The following is a 23,005-nucleotide window of genomic DNA, read 5'->3' as shown; positions in this document are numbered from 1 at the left end:
CATGAACACGAACCATACCGAACCGAGACGCGACGCGCAGGTGGCGCACCTGCCCGATCCGTTGCCGTCGCGGGAGGCCCATACGAAACTGGGCACGCAGTTGCCGGCGGCGCCGCGCACGCTCGAGGAAACCGGGCTGAGCATGACGTTCGTCGCCGGGCTCGTGCTGAAGTCGACGCTGGTACTCGGCCGCCCGTCGTACGGCGACCTGGTCGAGCGGCACTGCCTGCCGCTCGCGGTGCTCGACGAGGTCTTCGCGTTCCTGGTGCGCGAGCATCTCGTCGAGCTGACCCATCGCGGCGCGACCGATCTCGACGTGACGTTCCGCCTGACCGACGCGGGCCGCGTGCTCGCGCTCGAGGAACGGGCACGCAGCGGCTACAGCGGCCCCGCGCCGGTGACGCTCGACGCGTATCTCAAATGCGTGAGCGCGCATTCGGTCCGCAAGCTGCACATCGGCCAGAGCGACGTGTGGGCCGCGTTCGAAGGGATCGTGATCGACACGTCGGTGCTCGATGCGGCGGCCGCGGCGCTGAACGCCGGCCGTCCGCTGCTGATCTACGGCCCGGCCGGCAGCGGCAAGACCTTCCTCGCCGAGCGGCTCGGCTCGCTGATGCACGGCCGCGTGCCGGTGCCGCATGCGATCTGCGCGGCCGGCGAAGTGATCCAGGTCTACGACCCGCTCGTGCATGTCGAGGCGGGGCAGTCGCCAGGCAGCCGGTCGGTCGATCGTCGCTGGCGCCTGTGCGCGCGGCCGGTCGTGATGTCGGGCGGCGAGCTGACGCTCGACGAGCTCGACCTGCGCCGCGACGAGGCCGCCGGCTTCTATCAGGCGCCCCCGCACATGAAAGCCAACATGGGCATGTACGTTGTCGACGATCTCGGCCGCCAGCGCGTCGAGCCGCGCGACCTGCTCAATCGCTGGCTGCGCCCGCTCGACCGCGGCGTCGATTTCATGACGCTCGAATCCGGCAACCGCTTCGTGATGCCGTTCGACGTGTGGCCGGTGTTCTCGAGCAACCTGGCGCCGGAACAGTTCTGCGACGACGCGTTCCTGCGCCGCCTCGGATCGAAGCTGCATGTCGGCCCGATGTCGATCGACGACTACCGTGCCGTGTACGAAGCGGCCTGCGCGTCGCTCGGGCTCGTGTCGGCGAGCGATGCCTTCGATTACCTGCTGCATCGGCTGCACCTGCCGACCGGCAAGGCGTTTCTCGCCTGTTTCCCGGCGGACCTGCTGCGACTCGTGGCCGCCGGCGCGCGGTATCGCGGCGATCCGCCCGAAGTGACGCACGACGCGCTGTACGACGCCTGGGCGAGCTATTTCGGCGCGGCCCCCGAACGTGACGGCGGCCATCCGCCGCCCATCGAGCGCGGCGGCCGCACGTTCATTACCGGCTGAGCCGATCCTTTCACGATTCGTCGAGGAGCATTGCCATGAAAAACAGTCGAGCGGTCATGATGCTGGTCGTCGCGATGGTCGCGGGTCTTGCCGCGGTCGTCTTCGCGTCCCACTGGCTGGTGCAGACATCCACGAGTTCGGTCACGCCGGTCGCGGTGGCCACCACCGACCTGAACCTGGGCGAACCGCTCGGGCCGAACCAGATCCACATGGTCAGCTGGCCGGCGGGCAGCGTGCCGACCGGCGCGTTCACCGACACGAAGGCGCTCGAAGGGCGCGTCGTGCGCACCAGCCTCGCGCGCGGCGAGCCGGTGATCGAGTCGAAGCTCGCGCCCGTCGGCACCAAGGGCGGCCTGTCCGCGGTGATCGCCGACGGCAGCCGCGCGATCACGGTGCGCGTGAACGACGTGGTCGGCGTCGCGGGCTTCGCGCTGCCGGGCAACTACGTCGACGTGATCGTCAACACGCAGGAACAACAGGGCAAGACCGACGGGCAGAGCATCTCCAAGATCGTGCTCGAGCACATCCTCGTGCTGGCCGTCGCGCAGCAGGTCAGCCGCGACGACACCGCACCGAAGGTCGTCAACGCGGTGACGCTGGAAGTCACGCCCGACCAGGCCGAACGGCTCGACCTCGCGCGCAGCGTCGGCACGCTGTCGCTCGTGCTGCGCAACCAGGTCGACCAGAAGACGCTGAACACCGGCGGCGCGACCAAGCTGACGCTGCTGGGCAAGGAACCCGTGCCCGACGCGCCGCCGCCTCCCGCCCACGTGCGGCCGGTGCGCGTGCACGTCGCATCGCACGCGGCGCCGGAAGCACGGCGCGACTGCGTCGGCGTGCTGACGGGCGTGAAGGGCAGCGTCGAGTGTTTCTGAAGCAGATCAAACCAGCCAGACCAACAGATTGGCCGCCGGCCACGCGCGGCGGCCTGGGAAGTCGATAACCGGCACGGCGCCGGTCTCTCGGGGGATCAGACGAAATGAAGATCAAACCGCAATGCACAGGTACCGGCCCACTGCGGACGCGCGTCGCACGGGGCACGATGATGGCCGCGATCCTCTGTTCGGGATGGCTGACCGTTTATGGCGCACTCGCGCAGGAAGGCGTCGAGTCGGCCGCGCTGACGAAGGGCGGCGCCAGCGCGCCGGCCGCGGTCGGCAAGGGGCCGATGCAGATGACGATCAGCATGGGGCCGGTGCCGGCCGCCGCGCCCGCCGCATCGGCAGGGCCGCTGCGCGGGCCGAACTGCGTCGGCGCCGTGCGCGAGTCGACCAGCGTCAGCGTGCCGCTCGGCAAGTCGCTGCTGGTGCCGATGCCGGAGCCGGTCCGCAATCGGACGATCGGCAATCCGGCCGTTGCGCAGGCCACCATGGTGTCGCCGCAGACGCTGTACATCCTCGGGCTTGCGGTCGGCACGACCAACATGATCGTGCAGGGCAAGAGCGGCGCGTGCCGCGTGATCGACGTCGCGGTCGGCGCGGATGCGGGCGGCCTGCAGGCGTCGCTGCTGCAACTGATGCCGGGCGAGCGCGACATCCACGTCTCGACCGCGGCCGGCACGATCGTGCTGGCGGGCACCGTGTCGAGCTCGCAGGCCGCGCAGCAGGCCGTGCAGATTGCCCGCGCCTACGGCGACAGCGCCGGCGATCCCGCCGCGGGCGGCAAGGGCGGCGGCGGCGTGCTGAACATGCTGAACGTCACGTCCCCGCAGCAGGTGATGCTCGAGGTGAAGGTAGCCGAGGTGTCGAAGACGCTGATCAACCAGATGGGCAGCGCGTTCAACATCCAGGGCGGGTTCGGTTCGTGGAGCGGCGCGCTGGTCAGCAACCTGCTCGCGGGCGTCGCCAGCGGGGCCGTCTTCAACAAGGCGAACAACAAGCCGTTCAGCATCGCGGCCGACGCGCAGAACACCGACAACCTCGTCAAGATCCTCGCGGAGCCGAATCTCGTGACGATCAGCGGCCAGGAAGCGACGTTCCTCGCGGGCGGCAAGATCTTCATCCCGATCCCGCAAAGCAGCGGCAACGGCACGTCGTCGATCACGCTGCAGGAAGAGGAGTTCGGCGTCGCGCTGAAGTTCACGCCGACGGTGCTCGCGAACGGCCGGATCAGCCTGAAGGTCGCGCCGGAAGTGTCGGAGCTGTCGCAGACGGGCGTCACGCTGAGCGCGACCAACATCGGCGGCACGTCGATCCTGCCGCTGATCACGACGCGGCGCGCGTCGACGACGGTGCAGATGAGCGACGGCGAATCGTTCGCGATCGGCGGGCTGATCAAGGACAACGCGACCGGTGCGCTGAAGGCGATCCCGGGTGTCGGCGAAGTGCCGGTGCTCGGCGCGCTGTTCCGCAGCACGTCGTTCCAGCAGGATCGCACCGAGCTGATCTTCCTGATCACGCCGCACCTGGTGAAGCCGCTGCAGACCGCGGACGTCGCGCTGCCGACCGACAGCTTCTCGAAGCCGAACGAAGCCGACGTCTATGCGACCGGCAACATGGAAGGCCGCGGCGGGGTTCGCAAGGCAGGCACGCCACCCGCGAACGGCGCAGCCGCCGCACCGCAGTCACCGGCCCAGGCGCCGGCACCCGCACCGGCGCCGCAATCGGAAGCGCCCGCCGGTCCGGCCGCCGCGCTGCCCGCACCGCGCGCGCCGCAAGGCGCCGATGCGCAGCAGCCGGTGCTGGCCGAGCCGCAGCAGGTGCCCGCGCCGGTGGTGGCCGCCGCACCGTTGTCCGGCACGTCGGACGCCGCGCGCATCGCGCGCATCGAGGCCGCCGCCGCGCGTCTCGCGACGGCCGGCCCCGACACGCCGGCCCAGCCGGCGGCGCGGCCCAGGCACCGGATCCCGGCCGCCGCGCGGGCGCAGGTTGCGCGCGTGAGCGCGGCACCCGAGTCCACCGATCGTTGAAACTCGTCAAGGGGACACTCATGAAAACCGCCTACCTCGTATTCGTGCGCCGCGCGGCGCTCGCCGTCCCGCTCGCGTTCGCGCTTGCCGGCTGCATGTCGTCGACACCGGTGTGGGACAGCCGCTTCGGCGACTCGGTCCGCACCGTGATGCAGGCCCAGATCATCGACCCGCATGCCGCCGAACACGCGGCCTCGGTGTCGGGCGTCGACGGCAGCGCCGCCGCGGCCGCGCTCGACAACTACGACAGGTCGTTCAAGCAGACCGTGCCGCCCGCCAATGCGTTCGTGATCGGCATCGGCAAGGCCACCCAGTAACGACGGCATGCTCAGGGAGAACGCCATGAACAGCGCAGCACGTCATCCGAAAGTCACGCGTCGCGGCCCGCATCGCCAGCGCGGTGCCGTCGCGATCATCGTCGGTCTCGCGCTGGCGGTGATGATCGGGTTCGTCGGTCTCGCGCTGGATCTCGGCAAGCTGTACGTCACGCGCAGCGAGCTGCAGAACAGCGCCGATGCGTGCGCGCTGTCGGCTGCGCGTGACCTGACGTCGGCCATCAGCCTGTCGGTGGCCGAGGCCGATGGCATCGCCGCCGGCCACCTCAATCTGGTGTTCTTCCAGAACAACGCGGTGCAGATGTCGACGAACGCGAACGTCACGTTCAGCGATTCGCTGACCAACCCGTTCCTGACGAAGAACGCCGTCACGACGCCGGCGAACATGAAGTACGTGCAATGCACGGCCAAGCTGAGCAACATCGCGCACTGGTTCATCGAGGTGCTGAACGTGCTGCCGGGCATGAAGCTCGCGAACGCGGCGGAAGTCTCGGCGAGCGCGATCGCGACGGTCGGCGGCGGGCAGACCACCTGCGCGATTCCGGTGTTCGTGTGCCGCGGCCCGTCCGATCCGGCCTACAAGGTCGGCGACTGGATCTCGTCGCCGTCCGGTTCGTCGTCGACCTACGGGCCCGGCAACTTCGGCTGGGCGGCGCTCGACGGCTCGACGAACGAGACGACGCTCGCGGGCGAGCTGTCGGGCAACACCTGCAACATCACGAGCCCGCCCGACCTGAGCACCACCGGCCTGAAGTCGGCGTCGCTGCGCGCGTGGAATACGCGCTTCGGGATCTACACGAACGGCGCGAACGGCTCGAGCGGTCAGCCGGACTTCAGCGGCTATGCGTACGTCGGGCCGAACTACGGGCCGCCGGGAACGGCGGGCATCAAGGGTGACGCCTACACGCAGTTCGTTACCGACCGCGCGAATTTCAAGCCGTACCAGGGCGACGGCGCGCCGCCGTCGGGAAGCGGGATTTCCACCAACGGCACGGTCACGGCGAGCAACTACCCGACCTACGGCGGCGACCGCCGCGTCGCGCTCGCGCCGGAAGGCGACTGCTCGACGCTGAAGGGAAACAGCGGGAAGGTACACGTCACGCAATGGGATTGCGTGCTGATGCTCGATCCGCTGCCGTTCAGCGCCGGCAGCGGCGCCGTCGTGGCGCACCTCGAATACCTCGGCTCGTCGGTGTCCGGCAACAGCCCGTGCGCGACGCATGGATTACCCGGCAGCGGCAGTGCATCGGGGACCCAGGTTCCGATGCTCGTTCAATAGCGAGGCGATCATGAACAAGCTCCCGTTGCGCCGTTCGCGTACCCGTGGCGTCGTTGCCGTCGAGTTCGCGCTCGTGCTGATGCCGATGGTCATGCTCGCGACCGGCGTGGCCGAGTTCGGCCGCGCGATCTACCAGTACGAGACGCTGACCAAGGCGACGCGCGACGCGGCGCGCTACCTGTCGGTCTGGCTGCCGACCGACAGCGCGTATCCGGTGTCGCAGGCGCAGTGTCTCGTCGTCTACGGCAGCACGACGTGCGGTTCGTCGGGCACCGAGCTGGTGCCGGGGCTCACGACGTCGATGGTGACCATCTGCGACGCGCAGCGCACGACCGGCTGCGGCGACGCATCCGATCCGGCGCAGTTCGCGAACCTGCCGACCTACGACTCGAACAACAACGCGGCAAGCGGGACGGCGACGGGCGCGATCAACGTCGTCGAAGTGAAGATCAAGGGCTACCGGTACCAGCCGATTCCCGCGTACCCGTGGCTGCCGTCGATCACCTTCAACAACATCGTCACCGTGATGAGGCAAGTGTCATGAACGCGCGCCATGTTTCGCTGTCGCGCCGGCGCGGTCAACGCGGCTCGGCGATCGTCGAGTTCGGGCTCATCGCGTCGGTCCTGATCATGCTGCTGATCGGCATCTTCGAATTCGGCCGCGTGCTGTTCTACTGGAACACCGCGAGCGAGGCCGTGCGTCTGGGCGCACGCACGGCGGTGGTGTGCGACGTGAACGCGGCCGGCGTCACGAAGCGCGTGAGGTCGTTGATGCCGCTGCTGTCGAACGCGAACGTGTCGGTGAACTACTCGCCGGCGAGCTGCGACGTGAACTCGTGCGCGTTCGTGACCGTCAGCGTCACCAACGTCACCGTCAAGACCATGATCCCGTTCGTGAACGTCACGGTCAGGATGCCGCCGTTCACGACGACGCTGCCGCGCGAGAGCCTGACCTCCTCGACGGGCGGCACCGCCTGCAACTGACCGAACAAACGAGGCACACGACATGATCAACATCCTCGTAGCTTCCGACGATACCGCGCGGCTCACGCAGATCGCGCGTCTCGTGGCCGACTGCGGACGCTATCGCGCGACGCGCGCGACCGGGCGCCCGTCCCAGATCGAGCATCGTACCGACGGGCTCGACGCGTTCGACATCCTGCTGGTCGACGGCACGTTGCTCGATCCGTCGGAGCTGTCGGCGATCGAGCGGATCTGCCGCGCGCATGCGAACCTGACCTGCATCCTGGTGACGGCCGATGCGTCGCCGCACGTGCTGCTCGACGCGATGCGCGCCGGCGCGCGCGACGTGCTGCAATGGCCGATCGATCCTCAGGCGCTCGGCAACGCGCTCGAACGCGCCGCCGCGCAAAGCACGCGGTGCGACAGCGACGATACGCGGATCGTGTCGTTCATGTCGTGCAAGGGCGGGGCCGGCACGAGCTTCGCGGCCAGCAACGTCGCGTTCGAGATCGCCGAGGGCTTCAAGCGCCGCGTGCTGCTGATCGACCTGAACCAGCAGTTCGCCGATGCGGCTTTCCTCGTCAGCGACGAAACCCCGCCGTCGACGCTGCCGCAGCTATGCGCGCAGATCGAGCGGCTCGACAGCGCGTTTCTCGACGCGAGCGTCGCGCACGTGACGGAGAACTTTCACGTGCTCGCGGGCGCCGGCGACCCGGTCAAGGCCGCCGAGATGCGCGAGGATGCACTCGAATGGATCCTCGGCGTCGCCGCGCCGCGCTACGACTTCGTGATCTTCGACGTCGGGGTCGGCATCAATCCGTTGTCGATGGTCGCGCTGGATCGCAGCGACCAGATCCAGATCGTGCTGCAGCCCGCGATGCCGCACGTGCGCGCCGGCCGCCGGCTGCTGGAGATCCTCGTGTCGCTCGGCTACTCGACCGACCAGTTGCGCCTGATCGTGAACCGCGCGACGCGCGCGAGCGACCGGACCCGCACGGCGCTCGAGGAAGTGCTCGGCCTGCATGCCGCCTGCATGATTCCGGACGACGCCGATACCGTGCTCGAAGCGATCAACCAGGGCCATCCGGTGTCGCGGCTCGCGCGCGGCACGGCGGTCGCGCGCGCGTTGCAGGCCTGCGCGAAACAACTCGTCGACGGCGAAACGCGCGCGGGACGCAGCGTGGCGCCCAGCGAACCGCTGATGTCCCGGCTGTTCGGCCGCAAGGCCACGCCGAAGCTCAAGTCCATGTAATTCTTCCGGGGAACCATCATGTCATTGCGCGAACAGATGTCCTTGCACCGGGCCCAGCCGCTGTCGGCAGGCAGCGAACCGGCCGGTCCGGCTCATTCGTCGGTACGCGACGCCTACCAGAAGCTGCGCCGCGAAATTCACCTGACCGTGCTCGAGCGCGTCGAACTCGAACGCCTGTCGCGGATGCCGCAGGATCAGGTCCGCATGGAGATCGGCGCGCTGATCGCGCGCATCCTCGACGAGGAGCGGCTGCCCGCGAACGACATCGAGCGCCGGCAGCTCGCGATCGACGTGTACGACGAAATGTTCGGTTTCGGCCCGCTCGAAGCGCTGCTGCGCGACCCCGGGATCTCCGACATCCTCGTGAACACGTACCGCCAGGTGTATGTCGAGCGCTGCGGCCAGCTCGAGCTGACCGACGTGACGTTCTACGACGACGCGCACCTGATGAAGGTGATCGAGAAGATCGTGTCGCGCGTCGGGCGCCGCATCGACGAATCGAGCCCGATGGTCGACGCGCGGCTGCCCGACGGCTCGCGCGTGAACGCGATCATCCCGCCGTCCGCGATCGACGGGCCGCTGATGTCGATCCGGCGCTTCGCGGTCAATCCGCTGAAGATGGACGATCTGGTGCGCTTCCACAGCCTGACGCCGCCGATGGCCGAGCTGCTCGACGCGCTGTCGCGCGCGAAGGTGAACGTGCTCGTATCGGGCGGCACCGGCAGCGGCAAGACGACGCTGCTCAACATCCTGTCCGGCTACATTCCGCGCAACGAGCGCATCGTGACGATCGAGGACGCGGCCGAGCTGCAACTCCAGCAGCCGCACGTGCTGCGGCTCGAAACGCGCCCGCCGAACATCGAGGGCAAGGGCGAGATCACGCAGCGCACGCTGGTGCGCAACGCGCTGCGGATGCGGCCCGACCGGATCATCCTCGGCGAAGTGCGCGGCGCCGAAGCGCTCGACATGCTCAACGCGATGAACACCGGCCACGAAGGTTCACTCGCGACGATCCACGCGAACACGCCGCGCGACGCGCTGACGCGGCTCGAGAACATGATCAGCGTCGCGGGGCTGTCGCTGCCGCCGAAGACGATGCGCCAGCAGATCGCGTCGGCGATCTCGGTGGTCGTGCAGGCCGCGCGGCTGACCGACGGCAAGCGCAAGATCGTCAGCATCCAGGAACTGACCGGGATGGAAGGCGACATCATCAACATGCAGGAGATTTTCACGTTCAAGCGCACGGGCGTGGACCGCGACGGTTCGGTACGCGGCCACTTCTGCGCGACCGGGGTGCGGCCGAAGTTCGTCGAGCGGCTGCAGGCGTTCGGCATCAACCTGCCGGATTCGCTTTACGACCCGTCCCAGCGGTACGAGACGAACTGATCACAGCGCGCCGTTTGCTGCCGGGGAGGCTTCATGAACACGATCTTTTACGGTTTTGTGATTCTCACCTTCGTCGCGGTCGTGCTGACCATCGAAGGGGCGTATCAATGGTGGAACGCGCGGCACGGCTCCGCCGCGCGCCGGATCGAATCGCGCATTCGCGCGATGTCGGCAGGCGGCAGCGTGCAGCAGGAGCGGCTGTCGATCCTGAAGAAGCGGATGCTCGACGAGTCGAGGCCGTTCGACCGGATGCTGCTGCGCGTGCCGCGCGTGCACGCGCTCGATCTCGTGATCCAGCAATCGGGCCTCGACTGGACGCTGCCGAAGCTGATCGTGCTCAGTGCCGTGTTCGCGGCGTTCGCATGGTTCACGACGAGCGTCGCCACGCGCATGCAGCTCGCCGCGCTGCCGGTCGCGCTGTTGGCCGGCTGCCTGCCGCTGATGTACGTGATGCGCTGCCGCGGGCGCCGGTTGCGCAAGCTCGAGCGGCAGTTGCCGGACATCTGCGACATGATCTCGCGCGCGCTGCGTTCCGGCCACTCGTTCACGAGCACGCTCGGGATGGTCGGCGACGAGTTTCCCGATCCGATGGGCGGCGAATTCCGCGTTACGTTCGACGAGGTCAACTACGGCGTGTCGCTGCACGACGCGCTGATGAACCTCGCCACGCGCGTGCCGGTGCAGGACCTGCGCTATTTCGTGATCGCGGTGCTGATCCAGCGCGAGACGGGCGGCAACCTGGCCGAGCTGCTCGACAGCATCGGCGCGCTGATCCGCGAACGCTTCAAGCTGTTCGACAAGGTGCGGGTGCTGTCGGCGGAAGGGCGGTTGTCCGCGTGGATTCTCGGGCTGCTGCCGTTCGGTACCGCCGCGGTGATGGCGCTGCTGAACCGCGAATTCCTGTCGGTGCTCTGGGAGGATCCGGCCGGGATCCGGATGGTCGGCACGATGCTGGTGTCGATGGCGTTCGGCCTGTTCTGGATTCGCCGCATCGTCCGCATTCGCGTCTGACGCGCGAGCCGAATAACGAACCGTAGCGAGGCTGTCATGCAAAACCTGAGCGTGGTCCAGGCCGTGATGCTGGGCGGCTTGTTCATCTTCGTAGCCGGCGGTGTGCTCGTCGCGATGCTGCTGTTCGCGCCGCGCAACCTGCAGCGCCGGATCCAGCAGGCCGGCGGCGCCGGTGCGGGCGCCGTCGCAGGCCCAGGTACAGGCACGGGCGGCGACGACGACCTGACGTCGCGCTGGGTCGCGAAGCTGGTCGAGCTGTCCACCCCGATCTCGAAGCTGTCGGTGCCGAAGGAGGGCTGGGAGAATTCGCCGCTGCGCATCCGGCTGATGAATGCCGGCTGGCGCAACCCCGGTGCGGCCGCGCTGTATTTCACCGCGAAGACGGTGGCGGCGCTCGCGCTGCCGTGCGCGGTGCTGCCGGTGCTGATCACGACGTCGCTCGGCGACGAGCGCGCGTTGCTGTCGGCCATCCTCGTGGTGCTCGCCTGTATCGCCTACTACATCCCGAACATCGTGCTGTCGCAGCGGATCAAGGTGCGCCAGCAGAAGATCTTCGAGGATTTCCCCGATGCGCTCGACCTGCTGACCGTGTGCGTCGAAGCGGGGCTCGGGCTCGACGCGGCGCTGATGAAGGTGAGCGAGGAGCTGCGGTTCAGCAGCGAGGTGGTCGCGAGCGAACTCGACCTGCTGCTGCTCGAGATGCGCTCCGGCTTCACGAAGGAAACCGCGCTGCGCAATCTCGCGCTGCGCACCGGCGTGGAAGACATCGAGTCGTTCTGCGCGATGCTGATCCAGGCCGATCGCTTCGGCACGAGCATCAGCGAATCGCTGCGCGTGCTGTCGGACATGCTGCGCACGCGGCGGCGCATGCGCGCGGAGGAGCGGGCCGCGAAGATCGCGCTGAAGCTGCTGTTTCCGCTGATCTTCTGCATCTTCCCCGCGCTGATGCTGGTGCTGCTCGGGCCGGCGATGATCCACGTCTATCGCGTGCTGCTGCCGACGTTCGTGGGCATCGCGCAGTGAGCGGCGAGCCGGCATGACGCCGGCCGCGCTGCACAGGATGAACGTGCCGGCCCCGACACCGCCGTCGGCCGGCACGGCAACAGGCTTCATGGAGGCTCCCTCCCCAGGCGGCGCCGCGAGACAGGTCGACCATAGCGGCGTCAACGCATCCTGGACCCATGGTCGGCCATGGAACAAGCCGTAGTCCACCGCCTTCACGGTTGCCCCCTACTGCTAACCATTGAAGCGGCGTGTCGCGCATCGACGCGCCGGGGCGCCCTACGTCACTGGAAGTGATGCACGTAGCGCAGCACCAGCCGCGTCCCCTGCGGCCGGTTGCGAGCATGGGTCTCGAAGTACGTGTTGAACAGCAGGTGGTCGTGCGGCGAGAAGCTATACATCGCGCCCGGCCCGATCGCGAACACGGCTTCCCGCGTGCCGGGCACGTCCTGTCCGTTTGCCTGCATGTCGGTGGTCTGGCGCAGCCAGTAGCCGTTGAGCCCGAGTCGCAGGCCCGGACGCACTTCATACTCGGTCGCGAAGTTCACGTGGATCGCCTGGCCGGCCCGCGTCGACGTCACGTCGGGGCCGAGCGACGCGGCCGGCCGATGGTTGGTCGCATTCCACAGATAGTGCAGCCGCCACGACACGGTCCATTTCGGCGTGAGCCACAGCGTGGCCGCCCAGTACGGATCGAACGACCAGAAATGACTGCCCGGGTTGATCGCGCGCGCCGGATCGTACGCGCCGGTCGGCGCGATGAACTGGAACTCGACGCGCTGCGCGAAACGCGGGCCCTGCGCGCCCATCACCGGGTCGAACTGGATGAACGGGCCGATCAGCAGGTCGCCGAACCCGGCGCGCGCATTCAGCGCGACGTTGCCGATACCGTCGTCGGTCCGCGCGGATGCGATCCACGGCAGGATCACGTCGAGCCCCGGGTGCATGCCCGCGAACGTCAGCGGCGACTGGTAGACGAGCTGGCTCAGCCCCGCGAACAGGTCGATGTCCTGCTTCGGCAGCCCGACCTTGTTGCCCGCATTGTCGTTGACGCGGCCGGCCGTGTAGTACTGCAGGTACTGCGTGCCGTACCAGCCGGAGCCGGCCGGCGGCATGCCGTCGAGGAAACTGGTCATGCCGAGGTTGACCGACGGCAGGTCGGCCGCGTGGGCCGGCGCGCTGCCGGCGATGCCGGCGATCGCGAGGCCTGCGACGACGAGCAGGCGAGAGCCGAGTTTCATGTTCACCACCTCCTGGGTATTTTTATGGATGACTAATCAAATAGTGCGTAAAAGATCGGGATGATCGGCGATCGCGCGATACTGGCCCGCATGGAACACGAGCGGCGCCTTGCCGAATGCGTCGAACTGCTCGATCTCGCCGATGAAGAGCAGGTGATCGCCGCCTTCGTAGTGGCCGACGTTGCGGCACACGAAGCGCGCGCTCGCGCCGTCGAGGCAGGGCACGCCGCCGCTGTCCGATTCGGCATGCGGCACGCCGTCGAACTTGTCGGCGCTCGGTGTCGCGAAGCGGCGCGACAGGTCGATCTGGTCGTGCGCGAGGACGTTGATCGCGAAGTGGGTGGCCGCGATGAAATCCGGCCGGCTCGGCGCGACCTTGCGAAGACTCCACAGCACGAGCGGCGGATCGAGCGACAGCGACGAGAACGAATTGGCGGTGAGGCCCACCTTGCGCCCGTCGGGCGCGCAGGTGGTGATCACGGTGACGCCGGTCGGGAACTGGCCGAACGCGGCGCGCAGTTGCATCGGGTCGAGGACGGAACGGTCGGTCATGAGCGTTTCCATGTCGTTCATGCCGCCCGCACGCTGTGTTCGCGGATCGTCGCCGCGCAGGCCGACGGCTCGAACCACCACGGCGAGAACCGGCGCGGATCGTCGAAGCCGTCGACGATCGCCTTCGCGAGCGACGGCAGCTGGCCGGCCGCGCCGAGCAGTTCGAGGATGTGCGGCGGCGGCGGCGTGAGCAGCGAGTTGGTCCAGCGCACCACATGCTGCGCGTACGCCCAGTAGCCGTCGAACGTCTGCTGCATCCAGTCTTCGCCGAACGGCGCGGCGCCGCGCGCGACGATCGCGCCGGCATACGCGTGCGCGCACTTCGCGGCGTTGTTCGATCCCTGGCCCGTGATCGGATCGTTGACGACCACCGCATCGGCCATTCCGAACACCGTACGGCCCGACGGCAGCCGGAAGAACGGCTTGCGCACCGTCGGCGCGAAGCGCCCGGCCAGCGTGCCGTTCGGATCGGTCAGCTCGACGTCGCGGCAGCGCTCGAATTCCCACGGCACGTATTGCCGCAGGAACGACAGGCTCCGGTCCAGATGCTGCTCGGGCGTCTTCACGTCGGCCCAGCAGTCGAGCGGGCCGCCCGGAATCCCTTCGAACACCATGATTTCGCACGGGCCCGTCGTGGTCAGCGCGGGAAACACGAAATACTCGCCGATGCCGGGCAGCAGGTTGAAGCGCACGCGCGAATACGGCTGGCTCGGCGCCATGCCCTTCACGTAGGTGAGCGCCAGCGCGCGTTGCGGGCGGTCGAACGCGCTGCGCGCGTCGTCGCGGCCCAGCAGGTTGACGATGTCGCCCTTGCCGGCCGCGAGCAGCACGAGATCGTGGCTGCGCGCGAGTGCCTCGAGCTCGGGTACACCGACGTCGCCGATCCGCACGTCCGCGCCGCGGCGCCGGACGCCGTCGAGCCAGTCGGCCATCTTCACGCGCTGATCGACCGACTGCGCATAACGCGTCAGCCGCGACGACCAGTCGATCGCCTTGCGGCCGTTGCCGTCCGGATGCGGCACCGCGATGCCGATGCCTTCGACGGCCGGGCAGGCTTCCTCCCATGCATTCAGACCGAGGTCGCGCTCGATCTGCAGCGACGTGTGGAACATGCACTGGCTCGACATGACCTTGCCCGTGCGGATCTGCTCGGCGTCGCGGTTGGTCGAGAGCGTGACGTGATAGCCCTGGTCGAGCAGGGCGAAAGCGAGTTGCAGGCCGGACTGGCCGGCGCCGACGATAGCGATGTGTCTCATGGAATGTCCTTGGTTGGCCGGGTGACGGCCGGAAGGTTGCGGGAAGCGGTGGCGACGCGCGGTCACTCCGCCAGGCGTGGAATGGCCGGCACCGCCTGTTCGGGGCCCATCGCGGCGTAGCCGCCGTCCACCGCGTAGTCGGCGCCGGTGACGAAGCTCGCCGCGTCGCTGCACAGGAACGTGACGACCTGCGCGACCTCGGACGGATCGCCGACGCGGCCGAGCAGGTGGAACGGCGCGGCGACGCGGTCGGTCTTCGCGCGGTCGCCGTGCGTCATATCGTCCATCACGCGCGACCACGTCCACCCCGGCGACACCGAGTTGACGCGAATGCGGTCGGGCGCGAGATCCATTGCCATGCTGCGCGTGAGCTGGCGGATCGCCGCCTTGGAGGTCGGATACAGCCAGCGGCCCGTCTGCGCGCACTGCGCCGAGATCGAGCTGAAGTTCACGATCGCGCCGCCGCCGCGCCGGGCCATGTGCGGATGGACGGCCTTCGCCAGCATCGCGGCCGACACGACGTTGACGTCCATCGCGGCCAGCCAGTCGTTGCGGGTCGCCTGGATGCCGTTGTCGACGTAGCTGCATGCGAGGTTGACGAGCACGTCGATCGCGCCGAACCGTTCGACGATGGCCGATACCGCATGCGCGATCGCGCGGTCGTCGGTGATGTCGAGCGCGACGAACAGCACCTGCTCGCCGAGCGAATCGGCCACGCGCGCGCCGTTCTGCGCATCGAGATCGAGGATCGCGACGTGCGCGCCGGCGCGGATCAGGTCCTGCGCGACCGCGGCGCCAATCAGCGTGGCGCCGCCGGTGACGATTGCGACTTTGCCTGCAAGGGCGGTCATGGGGTGTCTCCCGGAATCGTTGAGTGAGTGGGGGACGGGCCGCGTCAGCGCGCACCCGCCGACGGTTCGCTGTCCTGCCAGCGGCGCATCAGGCCGTTCGACGGCACGGTTTCGTCGAGCAGCTTGCGGGCCGTTTCGACGCCGGCCACCGGCAGTCCGGCCGGTTCGAGCAGGCCGACCTGTACGAGCACGCTCGCCTGGTCCCAGTAGATGTGTTCGTGATACAGCTTGTCGCCGCGGAACTTGACGATCGCGACGAGCGGGATCTCGACGCGCCTGCCGGTCGGCGCGACGCCCGGCAGCATCCAGTCGATCTCGGTCGTGTGCGTGAAGCAGAACAGCAGCTCGTCGACGATCTGGCTCGCGCCGATCGTGCGCGAGATCGGCGTGATCGTCGTGTCGGGCGGATTCGCATGCACGAAATGGTGGGTGTAGAAGCGCTTCAGCTCGTCGTGGCCGACGCCGCCCGTCAGCGTCGGGATATGGTTGACGTACGGCTCGGCGACCATCGTGGCCATCGTCGCGTCGACGTTGCGCGTGTCGAATTCGTGCTTCAGATGGGTTTCCCACAGGGTGGACAGGTCGTAGTGCGGGCCGAGCGCGGCGCGGAACGCGGCGATCGCGCGCTGGTGGGCCATGATCGCGGCGGCCTTGTCGAAATGATCGCCGCCGGGGCGGGCGAACGCGTGATCGACACCCGGATACACGTAGACCTCGACGCCGTCGCGCGCGGACAGCGCGTCGGCGATGCGCTGCTGCGCGTCGGGCGGACAGAAGCGATCCTGCCCCGCGATCTGCAGCACGAGCCGCCCGCGCAGCGCCGCGGCCTCGTCCAGCGCGTGCTCGATGCCGACGCCGTAGTAGCTGACCGCCGCGGCCACGCCCGGCAGCCGGCACGCGGCGAGGTACGCGAGCTTGCCGCCGAGGCAGTAGCCGAGCACGCCGGCCTCGCCCGTGCATTCCGGCCGTTGCCGGAGCGCGTCCAGCGCGACGCCGACGTCCTCGACGCCCTTGTCCTCGTCGTATTCGCGATACAGCGCCATCGCACGCTCGACATCGGCCGCCGCGTAACCGAGCTCGAGCCCCGGCGCCTGGCGCCAGAACAGGTCGGGCACGAGCACCGTATAGCCTTCCTCCGCGTAGTAGTCGGCGGTTTCGCGCATCGTCGCGTTCGCGCCGAAGATCTCGTGGCACAGCACGATGCCCGGCCCCGCGCCGCCGGCCGGCGTGCTCAGGTACGCGCGAAACGCGCCGCCGTCCGGCGACGGAATCTCGATGTGACGTCCTTTCATGTGTCCCTCCATTCGGTTCATCTCGGTGACGGGCCCAGTATTGGCGGACGAAACGGGCGCTTCTATCCGCTTTCTTCGGCCGGTATCCGCGAATTCCGGAAACCTGTTGCACCGGCCGCCGCGCGTGGGCAGGCGCGCGGCTGACTGCGGGTATGTGCGGATGCGGAATCCCCGCACAGTTTTCTACGATGCGCGGACGGTCCGCTTCTTGCGTCGTTTGCGCGGGACTTGCGTGTCTTGACGGCCGGACTGTCCGGATACTCCGGGCGCTGTCCGGATCGTGCGGCGGATTCCCCGATCCGGGGAACGGATGCACGGCGCGAGTGCGATCGAGCATGACGGGAGAACTTCGATGGCGCAATTTTCCGAAACCGGCTGGCTGGCCGACGCCGCCTGTTTCAATCACGACAACCTGATGCTGCAGTCGAACGACGTCGACGAGGTGCGCGCACGCGTCGCCGACGTGTTCAAGCCGCACCGGCTCACGCCGACCGGCGAATCGCGTGCGCTGCACAGCTGCATGCATCACGCGCGCTGGGGCAACCTGTCGCTGAACCTGCTCGATTATGGCGGCGGCGTCAGCATCGAGCCCGGGCCGCTCGAACACTTCTTCCTGTTGCAGATCCCGCTGCGCGGCGACGCCGAGATCGAATGCGGTTCGACGCGCTTCGTGTCGGCGCCCGGCATCGCGTCGCTGATCTCGCCGACGCTGCCGCTGAAGATGCGGTGGGGCGATGCCTGTCCGCAGGTGATCCTGCGCATCGAGCGCGAAGTGATGGAGCGTCATGCGCAGCGGCATTTCGGCGACGACCGGCGTGCGCCGGTCGAATTCGAGCCGGTGTTCAGCCTGTCGTCGTCGCAGGGGACGTGCCTCGCGCAGTTGCTGCCGATCCTCGCCGGCGCGATCTCGACCGACGCGCATCCGCTGCGTCATCCGCTCGCGTTCGAGCAGCTCGAATCGACGCTGCTCAACCTGCTGCTGCACGGCCACCCGAACAGCGCGCGCGCCGGCACGCGGCACGTGCCGGTGGTGCTCGCGCCGTTCTACGTGCGGCGCGTCGAGGAATACATCCGCGCGCATCTCGACGAGCCGCTGACGATCGAGCGGCTTGCCGAACTCGCCGGCGTCAGCCCGAGCACGCTGTTCGCCGGGTTCCGGAATCGCCACGGGATCACGCCGATGGGCTTCGTGCGGCAGTTGCGGCTGCAGCATGTGCGCGAGGAACTGCTGGCCGACGAGACGCCGGGGCTCGCGTCGGTGACGGACATCGCGCTGAAATGGGGTTTTGCGCATCTCGGGCGGTTCGCGATCGAGTACAAGCGGGCGTTCGGCGAATCGCCGTCGGCGACGCTCAGGATGCGGCGCGTGCGGGGGTGACGAAAACGGCGGGACGCGCGCCCGCCGTTGCGTCGATTCGCGTTCCGTCACCGTGCCTTTCTTCAGCGCGTCGATGCAGGGGATGCCGGCACGCCGTTTCGTGCCGCAGGAATGTCGGCGCGGCGGGCGCCTGCCCGACACCGGCCTGACTTGGGTCGAGCCGGGGCTTCGCCGCGACGGGCCGCGCGTTGCGCGGCATCCGGCAACCGCCGGCAGGCAGATCGCCATGCGACTCGTCGACGGCCGCCGCGGAGGCCGCCGGCATCGCGGGCGCGGGTGCTTCCGTTCCGCAAGCAGCCCGGCGTTCTCATCATTCGTTCCTCTTTCCCCCTGACGAATATCGACGCCATGGTCGGCGAGCGATGCGCGCATGATCCGTGGTTCGAAAGCAGTCCCGTGCGGCGCGTTCAGAACAATTCAGTTCGCCGCCATGACTTTCAGATCCCCGTTCCCTAGTCTTGCTTCCGAACCGCCGCACGGGCCGGGCGCCATTCGGCCGCGCCGGGCCGCGCGGCGCAACCGGAACGGACCATGCCTTATCTGATCTCGATGGGGGCCGGCATCGCCGTCGGCCTGCTGTACTACCTCGTGCGCGTGCAGTCGCCCGCGCCGCCGCTGATCGCGCTGGCGGGGCTGCTCGGCATCGTCGTCGGCGAGCACGCGATCCCGTTCGTGCAGGCGCAGATGCGCCCGCCCGCCGCGCAGGTGCAGGACGCGAGCGCCGCCAACCCCGCGCAGGACCCCGCGTCATGCAACCGGGGCAAGTAACGGGGAGCGGCGCGGCCGCGCCCGGCGCCGCGTGGAGCGAGGACGTACTGCTCGCATCGATCGCCGGCTACGTCGACACGCTCGGCTTCGTCGCGCTGTTCGGCCTGTTCACCGCGCACGTCACCGGCAACTTCATCCTGATCGGCTCCGGCCTGGCCGGGGTCGGGCAAGGGCTCGCGATCAAGTTGCTCGCGTTTCCGGCGTTCATCGCGGGGATCGTGGCGGCGCGCGTGCTGGATCACCGGATCCGTGCATACGGGCACGGCACGCGGGCGTGTTCGCTGTATGCGCTGCAGGCGGTGCTGCTGGGCGGATTCATGCTCGCCGGCGTGATCGCGTCGCCGATCGCCGACGCCGATGCGCCGGCGACGATCGTCTGCGGCCTGCTCGGCGCCGCGGCGATGGGCGTTCAGAACGCGCACGGGCGCCTGACGGCACGCGCGGTCGTCGCGAACACGGTCATGACCGGCAACGTCACGCAGGCCGTGATCGACGCGTTCGACTGGCTCGTGCCGATCGCCGCACCCGCCGAACGGGAAGCCGCGCGTGCGCGGCTGCGCCGCACGCTGCCGCCGGTCGCGAGTTTCGCGCTCGGGGCGGGCGCCGGCGCGACCGCCTATCTGTACGCCGCGTTCTGGGCGCTGGCGCTGCCGCTCGCGGTGCTGGGCTTCCTCGCGTTTCGTTCCGGCCGCCGCGCCGGGCAACCGGCCTGACGCCGAACGCTGCATCCGGGCGCGGCGTGCCGCCGTGCCCGCCACCCTCAACGAAGGAGAATCCGATGAATGCATTGAACCTGCGCCAGGTGCTGCGCATGACGGCCGCGTCGACGGCCGTGCTGGCCGCGCTGCTGGCCGCCGCGCCGTCGCGCGCCGACGAGACGCACCTGGACGATACGGCGCGCCAGACCGCCGCCGCGCGCTCGCCGAACGTCTCGGTCGGCCCGCAGTACGACACGACGCACGTATGCGTGGCACCCGAGGACTTCGACCGCTTCACCGACAGCTTCGTCGCGACCTTCGGCGGCAAGAAGTCGAAGCAGGGCGTGTTCCAGGTCACGCCCACGCCGAGCCAGACGATGTCGCAGCTCGTGCTCACGCCGGTCGGCACGATCTCGGTGTTCGGCTTCAAGACGCCGATCCCGTATCCGTTCTGCGCGGAGCGCACCGGTTATCTCGTCGCCGATCTCGACGTCGCGATGAAGTCGGCGCGCGCGCACGGCGCGGACGTGGTGGTCGACACGTTCCCCGATCCGATCGGCCGCGACGCGATCGTCCGCTGGCCGGGCGGCGTGAACATGCAGCTGTACTGGCACAACGAGCCGCCGCACTACGACGCGCTGCAGACGGTGCCGGAAAACCGCGTGTACGTGTCGCCGCAAAGCGCGAGCAAGCTCGCGCGCGACTTCGTCGCGTTCTCGCACGGCAAGATCGTGTCCGACGTGCGCCGCGCGCCGGGCGTCGAGATCGGCCGGCCGAACGACACGTACCGGCGCATCCGCATCGAATCGGGCTTCGGCAAGATGACGGTGCTCGCCACCGACGGCCATTTGCCTTACCCGTTCGGCCGCGAGATGACCGGCTACGAAGTGGCCGATCTCGCCGCGACGCTGAAGCAGGCAGAGGCCGCGGGCGTGACCGTGCTCGTGCCGCCGTTCGCGTCGGACGGCCGCGATGCGGCGCTCGTGCAGTTCCCGGGCGGCTACGTCGCCGAGATCCACGCGCGGTCGAAATGAGCGTGCGGCGATCGATCGGTCGATCGTGGCGCAACGCGTTGCCGTCCGTCGTGCTCGCCGGCGGCATCGCGACGTGCGCGGGCGCGGCGTCCGGCGCGGAGGCGCCCGCGACGACGGACGCCGCCGGCACGTCGTGCGGCGCGAAGCGGCCGGCCGTGCTGTTCAACCGCTGGCAGGAGGACTGGTCGGCGCTCGCCGCGCCGTGCGTGCCGCGCAAGCCGTTCGACGCGCTGAAGTACCTGCCGATCGGCGGCGACCCGTCGACCTATCTGTCGCTCGGCGCGAACCTGCGCGAGCGTTTCGAGCTGAACAACGCGCCGCTGTTCGGCCTCGGCGCCGCGCACGACGACCACTACGTGATCGAGCGTGCGACGGTGCATGCGGACCTGCGTTATCGCGAGCATCTGCAGGCATTCGTGCAGTTCGCGGATGCGCGTCCGTTCGGCAAGGACACGGTCGGCACGGTCGACCGCAACCTGCTCGATATCGAGCAGGCGTTCGTCGCGTACGTCGGCCAGTTCGGCACCGGCACGTTCAAGGCGCGGGTCGGCCGGCAGGAGATGGCGTTCGACCTGCAGCGCTTCGTGTCGGTGCGCGACGGCCCGAACGTGCGCCAGGCGTTCGATGCGGTATGGGCCGATTACGAAATCGGCCCATGGCGGCTGATCGGCTATGCGACGCGCCCGGTGCAATACCGCGACGACGCGGTGTTCGACGACGTGTCGAACCGGCACCTGCGATTCGACGGCGTGCGCATCGAGCGCAACGGCACCGGGCCCGGCGATCTGTCCGCGTACTGGTCGCGCTATACGCGCGACAACGCGCGTTATCCCGGCGCGTCCGGCACCGAGCGGCGCGACGTGTTCGACATGCGCTACGCGGGCAAGGCCGCCGGATTCGACTGGGACGCGGAGGCGATGCTGCAGACCGGGCACGTCGGGCAGGCGACGATCGGCGCGTGGGCGTTCGGCATGCTCGGCGGCTATACGTTCGCGAAGACGGCCGGCACGCCGCGCATCGGCATCCAGATCGACGGCGCGTCGGGCGACACGCACCCCGGCGACGGCCGCGTGGGCACCTTCAACCCGCTGTTTCCGAACGGGTACTACTTCACGCTGGCCGGCTATACCGGGTACAGCAACCTGGTTCACGTGAAGCCTTCGCTGACGTTCAAGCCGGCCAGCAGCGTCACGGTGCTGACGGCGCTCGGCTTCCAGTGGCGCGCGACGACGGCCGACGCGATCTACGGGCAGGGCATGGCCGCGGTGCCGGGCACGGCCGGCCGCGGTGACGCGTGGACCGGCATGTACGCGCAGGCGCGCGTGGACTGGCTCGTCAACGCGAACGTCGCGCTGGCGGTGGAAGCCGTGCATTTCCAGCTCGGTCGCTCGATCCGTGCGCTCGGCGGCCGCAATGCCGACTACGTCGGGATGGAGGCGAAGTTCGGGTGGTGACGCGCCGGGTGCGGCCGCGCGTGTCAGCGCGGTTCGCGCGCCAGCGCGGCGACGAAATCGATGAACGCGGCCACGCGTTTCGAGCCGCGCTGGTTCGGCAGGTAAAGCGCGGTGACGACCGAGCGGGCCGTGCCCGGCGTGACGTCGTGGCGATCGAACAGCCGGCACAGCCGGCCCGACTCGACATCCGCGCCGATCAGCCAGTCGGGCAGCAGCGCGATGCCGGCGCCGTCCAGCGCGGCCTCGCGCAGCACCTCGCTGTGATTCGATTTCAGCCGCCCGGTGACGATCACCCGCGTCGTGCGCTGCGCGTCGGCAAACGTCCAGGTCTGCTGGTCGACGCCGAAGTGAAAGCGCAGGCACGCATGGTCGACGAGCTCGCCCGGCGTCGACGGCGTGCCGTGCGCCTCGAGGTAGGCGCGGCTCGCGACGACGTAGCGGCGGAACGTGCCGAGCGGCCGCGCGACGACGTCCGCGGACGGCGCCGCGTCGCCGAGGCGGATCGCCACGTCGATCCGGTTCGCGACGAGGTCGACCCGCTCGTCGGTCAGTTGCAGGTCGACGTCGAGTTTCGGGTGGGCCGCGACGAACGCGGCGATGTGCGGCGCAATGCAGCGCAGCCCGTAGGCGACCGGGACCGACACGCGCAACGGCCCGGACGGTGTGTCGCCGCGATCGGCGACGAGCGCGTCGGCCTCGGCGAGTTCCTCGAGCACGCGCCGGGCGCGCCCGTAGTACACGGCTCCCGCGTCGGACAGCGTCACCTGCCGCGTCGTGCGGTTCAGCAGCACGGTGCCGAGCGACGCCTCGAGCGCGTCCACGGCGCGCACGACAGACGACGCCGCGAGCGACAGGCGCCGCCCGGCGCTCGAGAAGCCGCCGGCTTCCGCCACTTCCACGAACGCGCGCAGCGCGGAGAGCTTGTCCATGTCATCGCCTCGTA

General features: G+C 69.1%; 22 protein-coding genes. 16 read left to right on the top strand and 6 right to left on the bottom strand.

Going from position 1 to position 23,005, the window contains the following annotated elements:
* The first annotated feature begins 1 nt into the window (after position 1).
* The 11 genes from AC0KUR_RS09675 to AC0KUR_RS09625 all read left to right on the top strand — a co-directional run bounded on the left by AC0KUR_RS09675 (position 2) and on the right by AC0KUR_RS09625 (position 11,559).
* Positions 2 to 1,402 (top strand): P-loop NTPase family protein, encoded by a 1,401-nt coding sequence (locus tag AC0KUR_RS09675; RefSeq protein ID WP_034191765.1) that lies wholly within the window; start codon positions 2 to 4, stop codon positions 1,400 to 1,402.
* Between the two features lie 35 nt (positions 1,403 to 1,437).
* Positions 1,438 to 2,277: a Flp pilus assembly protein CpaB gene (gene cpaB / locus AC0KUR_RS09670; protein ID WP_034191764.1), complete on the top strand. Its 840-nt coding sequence runs from the start codon at positions 1,438 to 1,440 to the stop codon at positions 2,275 to 2,277.
* A 104-nt stretch (positions 2,278 to 2,381) separates the two neighbouring features.
* Positions 2,382 to 4,310 (top strand): type II and III secretion system protein family protein, encoded by a 1,929-nt coding sequence (locus tag AC0KUR_RS09665; protein ID WP_059560793.1) that lies wholly within the window; start codon positions 2,382 to 2,384, stop codon positions 4,308 to 4,310.
* A 20-nt stretch (positions 4,311 to 4,330) separates the two neighbouring features.
* On the top strand, positions 4,331 to 4,627 hold the full coding sequence (locus AC0KUR_RS09660; protein ID WP_473375780.1) for a hypothetical protein: 297 nt from the start codon (positions 4,331 to 4,333) through the stop codon (positions 4,625 to 4,627).
* 25 nt (positions 4,628 to 4,652) lie between these two features.
* A complete protein-coding gene (locus AC0KUR_RS09655; protein WP_069704809.1) occupies positions 4,653 to 5,924 on the top strand; it encodes a pilus assembly protein TadG-related protein in 1,272 nt (423 codons plus the stop codon).
* A gap of 10 nt (positions 5,925 to 5,934) precedes the next feature.
* Positions 5,935 to 6,468, top strand: a complete 534-nt coding sequence (locus tag AC0KUR_RS09650; RefSeq protein WP_034191760.1) for a TadE/TadG family type IV pilus assembly protein — start codon at positions 5,935 to 5,937, stop codon at positions 6,466 to 6,468.
* Positions 6,465 to 6,908 carry a TadE/TadG family type IV pilus assembly protein gene (locus AC0KUR_RS09645; protein ID WP_034191759.1) on the top strand — a complete coding sequence of 148 codons (444 nt, stop codon included), beginning with the start codon at positions 6,465 to 6,467 and terminating at the stop codon, positions 6,906 to 6,908. Before AC0KUR_RS09650 ends, AC0KUR_RS09645 begins: the two co-directional genes overlap by 4 nt.
* Before the next feature lie 22 nt (positions 6,909 to 6,930).
* On the top strand, positions 6,931 to 8,139 hold the full coding sequence (locus AC0KUR_RS09640) for a CpaE/TadZ family protein (RefSeq protein ID WP_473375779.1): 1,209 nt from the start codon (positions 6,931 to 6,933) through the stop codon (positions 8,137 to 8,139).
* 18 nt (positions 8,140 to 8,157) lie between these two features.
* On the top strand, positions 8,158 to 9,525 hold the full coding sequence (locus tag AC0KUR_RS09635; RefSeq protein WP_034191757.1) for a CpaF family protein: 1,368 nt from the start codon (positions 8,158 to 8,160) through the stop codon (positions 9,523 to 9,525).
* A gap of 33 nt (positions 9,526 to 9,558) precedes the next feature.
* Complete coding sequence (locus AC0KUR_RS09630; protein WP_175029203.1) at positions 9,559 to 10,536, top strand: type II secretion system F family protein; 978 nt, start codon at positions 9,559 to 9,561, stop codon at positions 10,534 to 10,536.
* A gap of 36 nt (positions 10,537 to 10,572) precedes the next feature.
* Entirely contained in the window at positions 10,573 to 11,559 is a 987-nt protein-coding gene (locus AC0KUR_RS09625; protein ID WP_034191755.1) for a type II secretion system F family protein, read from the top strand.
* Positions 11,560 to 11,822: 263 nt separating this feature from the next.
* Here AC0KUR_RS09625 and AC0KUR_RS09620 read toward each other — a convergent pair whose 3' ends face one another.
* The 5 genes from AC0KUR_RS09620 to AC0KUR_RS09600 all read right to left on the bottom strand — a co-directional run bounded on the left by AC0KUR_RS09620 (position 11,823) and on the right by AC0KUR_RS09600 (position 16,730).
* A complete protein-coding gene (locus tag AC0KUR_RS09620) occupies positions 11,823 to 12,779 on the bottom strand; it encodes a SphA family protein (protein ID WP_034192010.1) in 957 nt (318 codons plus the stop codon).
* Positions 12,780 to 12,815: 36 nt separating this feature from the next.
* The gene (locus tag AC0KUR_RS09615) at positions 12,816 to 13,343 is read right to left on the bottom strand and encodes a flavin reductase family protein (protein ID WP_124608317.1); all 528 of its coding nucleotides are present in this window, start codon (positions 13,341 to 13,343) and stop codon (positions 12,816 to 12,818) included.
* Positions 13,344 to 13,348: 5 nt separating this feature from the next.
* A complete protein-coding gene (locus AC0KUR_RS09610; protein WP_473375778.1) occupies positions 13,349 to 14,587 on the bottom strand; it encodes a styrene monooxygenase/indole monooxygenase family protein in 1,239 nt (412 codons plus the stop codon).
* 62 nt (positions 14,588 to 14,649) lie between these two features.
* Positions 14,650 to 15,438, bottom strand: a complete 789-nt coding sequence (locus tag AC0KUR_RS09605) for an SDR family oxidoreductase (RefSeq protein ID WP_473375777.1) — start codon at positions 15,436 to 15,438, stop codon at positions 14,650 to 14,652.
* A gap of 44 nt (positions 15,439 to 15,482) precedes the next feature.
* The gene (locus tag AC0KUR_RS09600) at positions 15,483 to 16,730 is read right to left on the bottom strand and encodes a dienelactone hydrolase family protein (protein ID WP_059560822.1); all 1,248 of its coding nucleotides are present in this window, start codon (positions 16,728 to 16,730) and stop codon (positions 15,483 to 15,485) included.
* 352 nt (positions 16,731 to 17,082) lie between these two features.
* On the opposite strand from AC0KUR_RS09600, the gene AC0KUR_RS09595 reads away from it, so the two are divergent.
* The 5 genes from AC0KUR_RS09595 (at position 17,083) to AC0KUR_RS09575 (ending at position 22,062) form a co-directional block, all read left to right on the top strand.
* Entirely contained in the window at positions 17,083 to 18,108 is a 1,026-nt protein-coding gene (locus AC0KUR_RS09595; protein WP_473375776.1) for an AraC family transcriptional regulator, read from the top strand.
* Between the two features lie 531 nt (positions 18,109 to 18,639).
* Complete coding sequence (locus AC0KUR_RS09590; RefSeq protein ID WP_034191750.1) at positions 18,640 to 18,876, top strand: DUF1427 family protein; 237 nt, start codon at positions 18,640 to 18,642, stop codon at positions 18,874 to 18,876.
* Positions 18,858 to 19,589: a YoaK family protein gene (locus tag AC0KUR_RS09585; RefSeq protein ID WP_069245800.1), complete on the top strand. Its 732-nt coding sequence runs from the start codon at positions 18,858 to 18,860 to the stop codon at positions 19,587 to 19,589. The genes AC0KUR_RS09590 and AC0KUR_RS09585 overlap by 19 nt, the downstream gene beginning before the upstream one ends.
* A gap of 65 nt (positions 19,590 to 19,654) precedes the next feature.
* Positions 19,655 to 20,608 carry a VOC family protein gene (locus AC0KUR_RS09580; protein ID WP_473375775.1) on the top strand — a complete coding sequence of 318 codons (954 nt, stop codon included), beginning with the start codon at positions 19,655 to 19,657 and terminating at the stop codon, positions 20,606 to 20,608.
* The gene (locus AC0KUR_RS09575; protein ID WP_124608315.1) at positions 20,605 to 22,062 is read left to right on the top strand and encodes an alginate export family protein; all 1,458 of its coding nucleotides are present in this window, start codon (positions 20,605 to 20,607) and stop codon (positions 22,060 to 22,062) included. The genes AC0KUR_RS09580 and AC0KUR_RS09575 overlap by 4 nt, the downstream gene beginning before the upstream one ends.
* A 23-nt stretch (positions 22,063 to 22,085) precedes the next feature.
* On the opposite strand, the gene AC0KUR_RS09570 is transcribed toward AC0KUR_RS09575, so the two are convergent.
* Positions 22,086 to 22,991 carry a LysR family transcriptional regulator gene (locus tag AC0KUR_RS09570; protein ID WP_473375774.1) on the bottom strand — a complete coding sequence of 302 codons (906 nt, stop codon included), beginning with the start codon at positions 22,989 to 22,991 and terminating at the stop codon, positions 22,086 to 22,088.
* Positions 22,992 to 23,005 lie beyond the last annotated feature (14 nt).

It is taken from the genome of Burkholderia sp. YHN3-13, assembly GCF_055810675.1.
The sequence above is the reverse complement of the archived record's forward strand: the minus strand, read 5'-3'. Positions and strand labels throughout refer to the sequence as shown.

Excerpts from the sequence above, each read along its gene's own strand:
- AC0KUR_RS09675 (WP_034191765.1), top strand. The coding sequence starts at position 2 with ATGAACACGAACCATACCGAACCGAGACGCGACGCGCAGGTGGCGCAC.
- cpaB (WP_034191764.1), top strand. The coding sequence starts at position 1,438 with ATGAAAAACAGTCGAGCGGTCATGATGCTGGTCGTCGCGATGGTCGCG.
- AC0KUR_RS09665 (WP_059560793.1), top strand. The coding sequence starts at position 2,382 with ATGAAGATCAAACCGCAATGCACAGGTACCGGCCCACTGCGGACGCGC.
- AC0KUR_RS09660 (WP_473375780.1), top strand. The coding sequence starts at position 4,331 with ATGAAAACCGCCTACCTCGTATTCGTGCGCCGCGCGGCGCTCGCCGTC.
- AC0KUR_RS09655 (WP_069704809.1), top strand. The coding sequence starts at position 4,653 with ATGAACAGCGCAGCACGTCATCCGAAAGTCACGCGTCGCGGCCCGCAT.
- AC0KUR_RS09650 (WP_034191760.1), top strand. The coding sequence starts at position 5,935 with ATGAACAAGCTCCCGTTGCGCCGTTCGCGTACCCGTGGCGTCGTTGCC.
- AC0KUR_RS09645 (WP_034191759.1), top strand. The coding sequence starts at position 6,465 with ATGAACGCGCGCCATGTTTCGCTGTCGCGCCGGCGCGGTCAACGCGGC.
- AC0KUR_RS09640 (WP_473375779.1), top strand. The coding sequence starts at position 6,931 with ATGATCAACATCCTCGTAGCTTCCGACGATACCGCGCGGCTCACGCAG.
- AC0KUR_RS09635 (WP_034191757.1), top strand. The coding sequence starts at position 8,158 with ATGTCATTGCGCGAACAGATGTCCTTGCACCGGGCCCAGCCGCTGTCG.
- AC0KUR_RS09630 (WP_175029203.1), top strand. The coding sequence starts at position 9,559 with ATGAACACGATCTTTTACGGTTTTGTGATTCTCACCTTCGTCGCGGTC.
- AC0KUR_RS09625 (WP_034191755.1), top strand. The coding sequence starts at position 10,573 with ATGCAAAACCTGAGCGTGGTCCAGGCCGTGATGCTGGGCGGCTTGTTC.
- AC0KUR_RS09620 (WP_034192010.1), bottom strand. The coding sequence starts at position 12,779 with ATGAAACTCGGCTCTCGCCTGCTCGTCGTCGCAGGCCTCGCGATCGCC.
- AC0KUR_RS09615 (WP_124608317.1), bottom strand. The coding sequence starts at position 13,343 with ATGGAAACGCTCATGACCGACCGTTCCGTCCTCGACCCGATGCAACTG.
- AC0KUR_RS09610 (WP_473375778.1), bottom strand. The coding sequence starts at position 14,587 with ATGAGACACATCGCTATCGTCGGCGCCGGCCAGTCCGGCCTGCAACTC.
- AC0KUR_RS09605 (WP_473375777.1), bottom strand. The coding sequence starts at position 15,438 with ATGACCGCCCTTGCAGGCAAAGTCGCAATCGTCACCGGCGGCGCCACG.
- AC0KUR_RS09600 (WP_059560822.1), bottom strand. The coding sequence starts at position 16,730 with ATGAAAGGACGTCACATCGAGATTCCGTCGCCGGACGGCGGCGCGTTT.
- AC0KUR_RS09595 (WP_473375776.1), top strand. The coding sequence starts at position 17,083 with ATGGCGCAATTTTCCGAAACCGGCTGGCTGGCCGACGCCGCCTGTTTC.
- AC0KUR_RS09590 (WP_034191750.1), top strand. The coding sequence starts at position 18,640 with ATGCCTTATCTGATCTCGATGGGGGCCGGCATCGCCGTCGGCCTGCTG.
- AC0KUR_RS09585 (WP_069245800.1), top strand. The coding sequence starts at position 18,858 with ATGCAACCGGGGCAAGTAACGGGGAGCGGCGCGGCCGCGCCCGGCGCC.
- AC0KUR_RS09580 (WP_473375775.1), top strand. The coding sequence starts at position 19,655 with ATGAATGCATTGAACCTGCGCCAGGTGCTGCGCATGACGGCCGCGTCG.
- AC0KUR_RS09575 (WP_124608315.1), top strand. The coding sequence starts at position 20,605 with ATGAGCGTGCGGCGATCGATCGGTCGATCGTGGCGCAACGCGTTGCCG.
- AC0KUR_RS09570 (WP_473375774.1), bottom strand. The coding sequence starts at position 22,991 with ATGGACAAGCTCTCCGCGCTGCGCGCGTTCGTGGAAGTGGCGGAAGCC.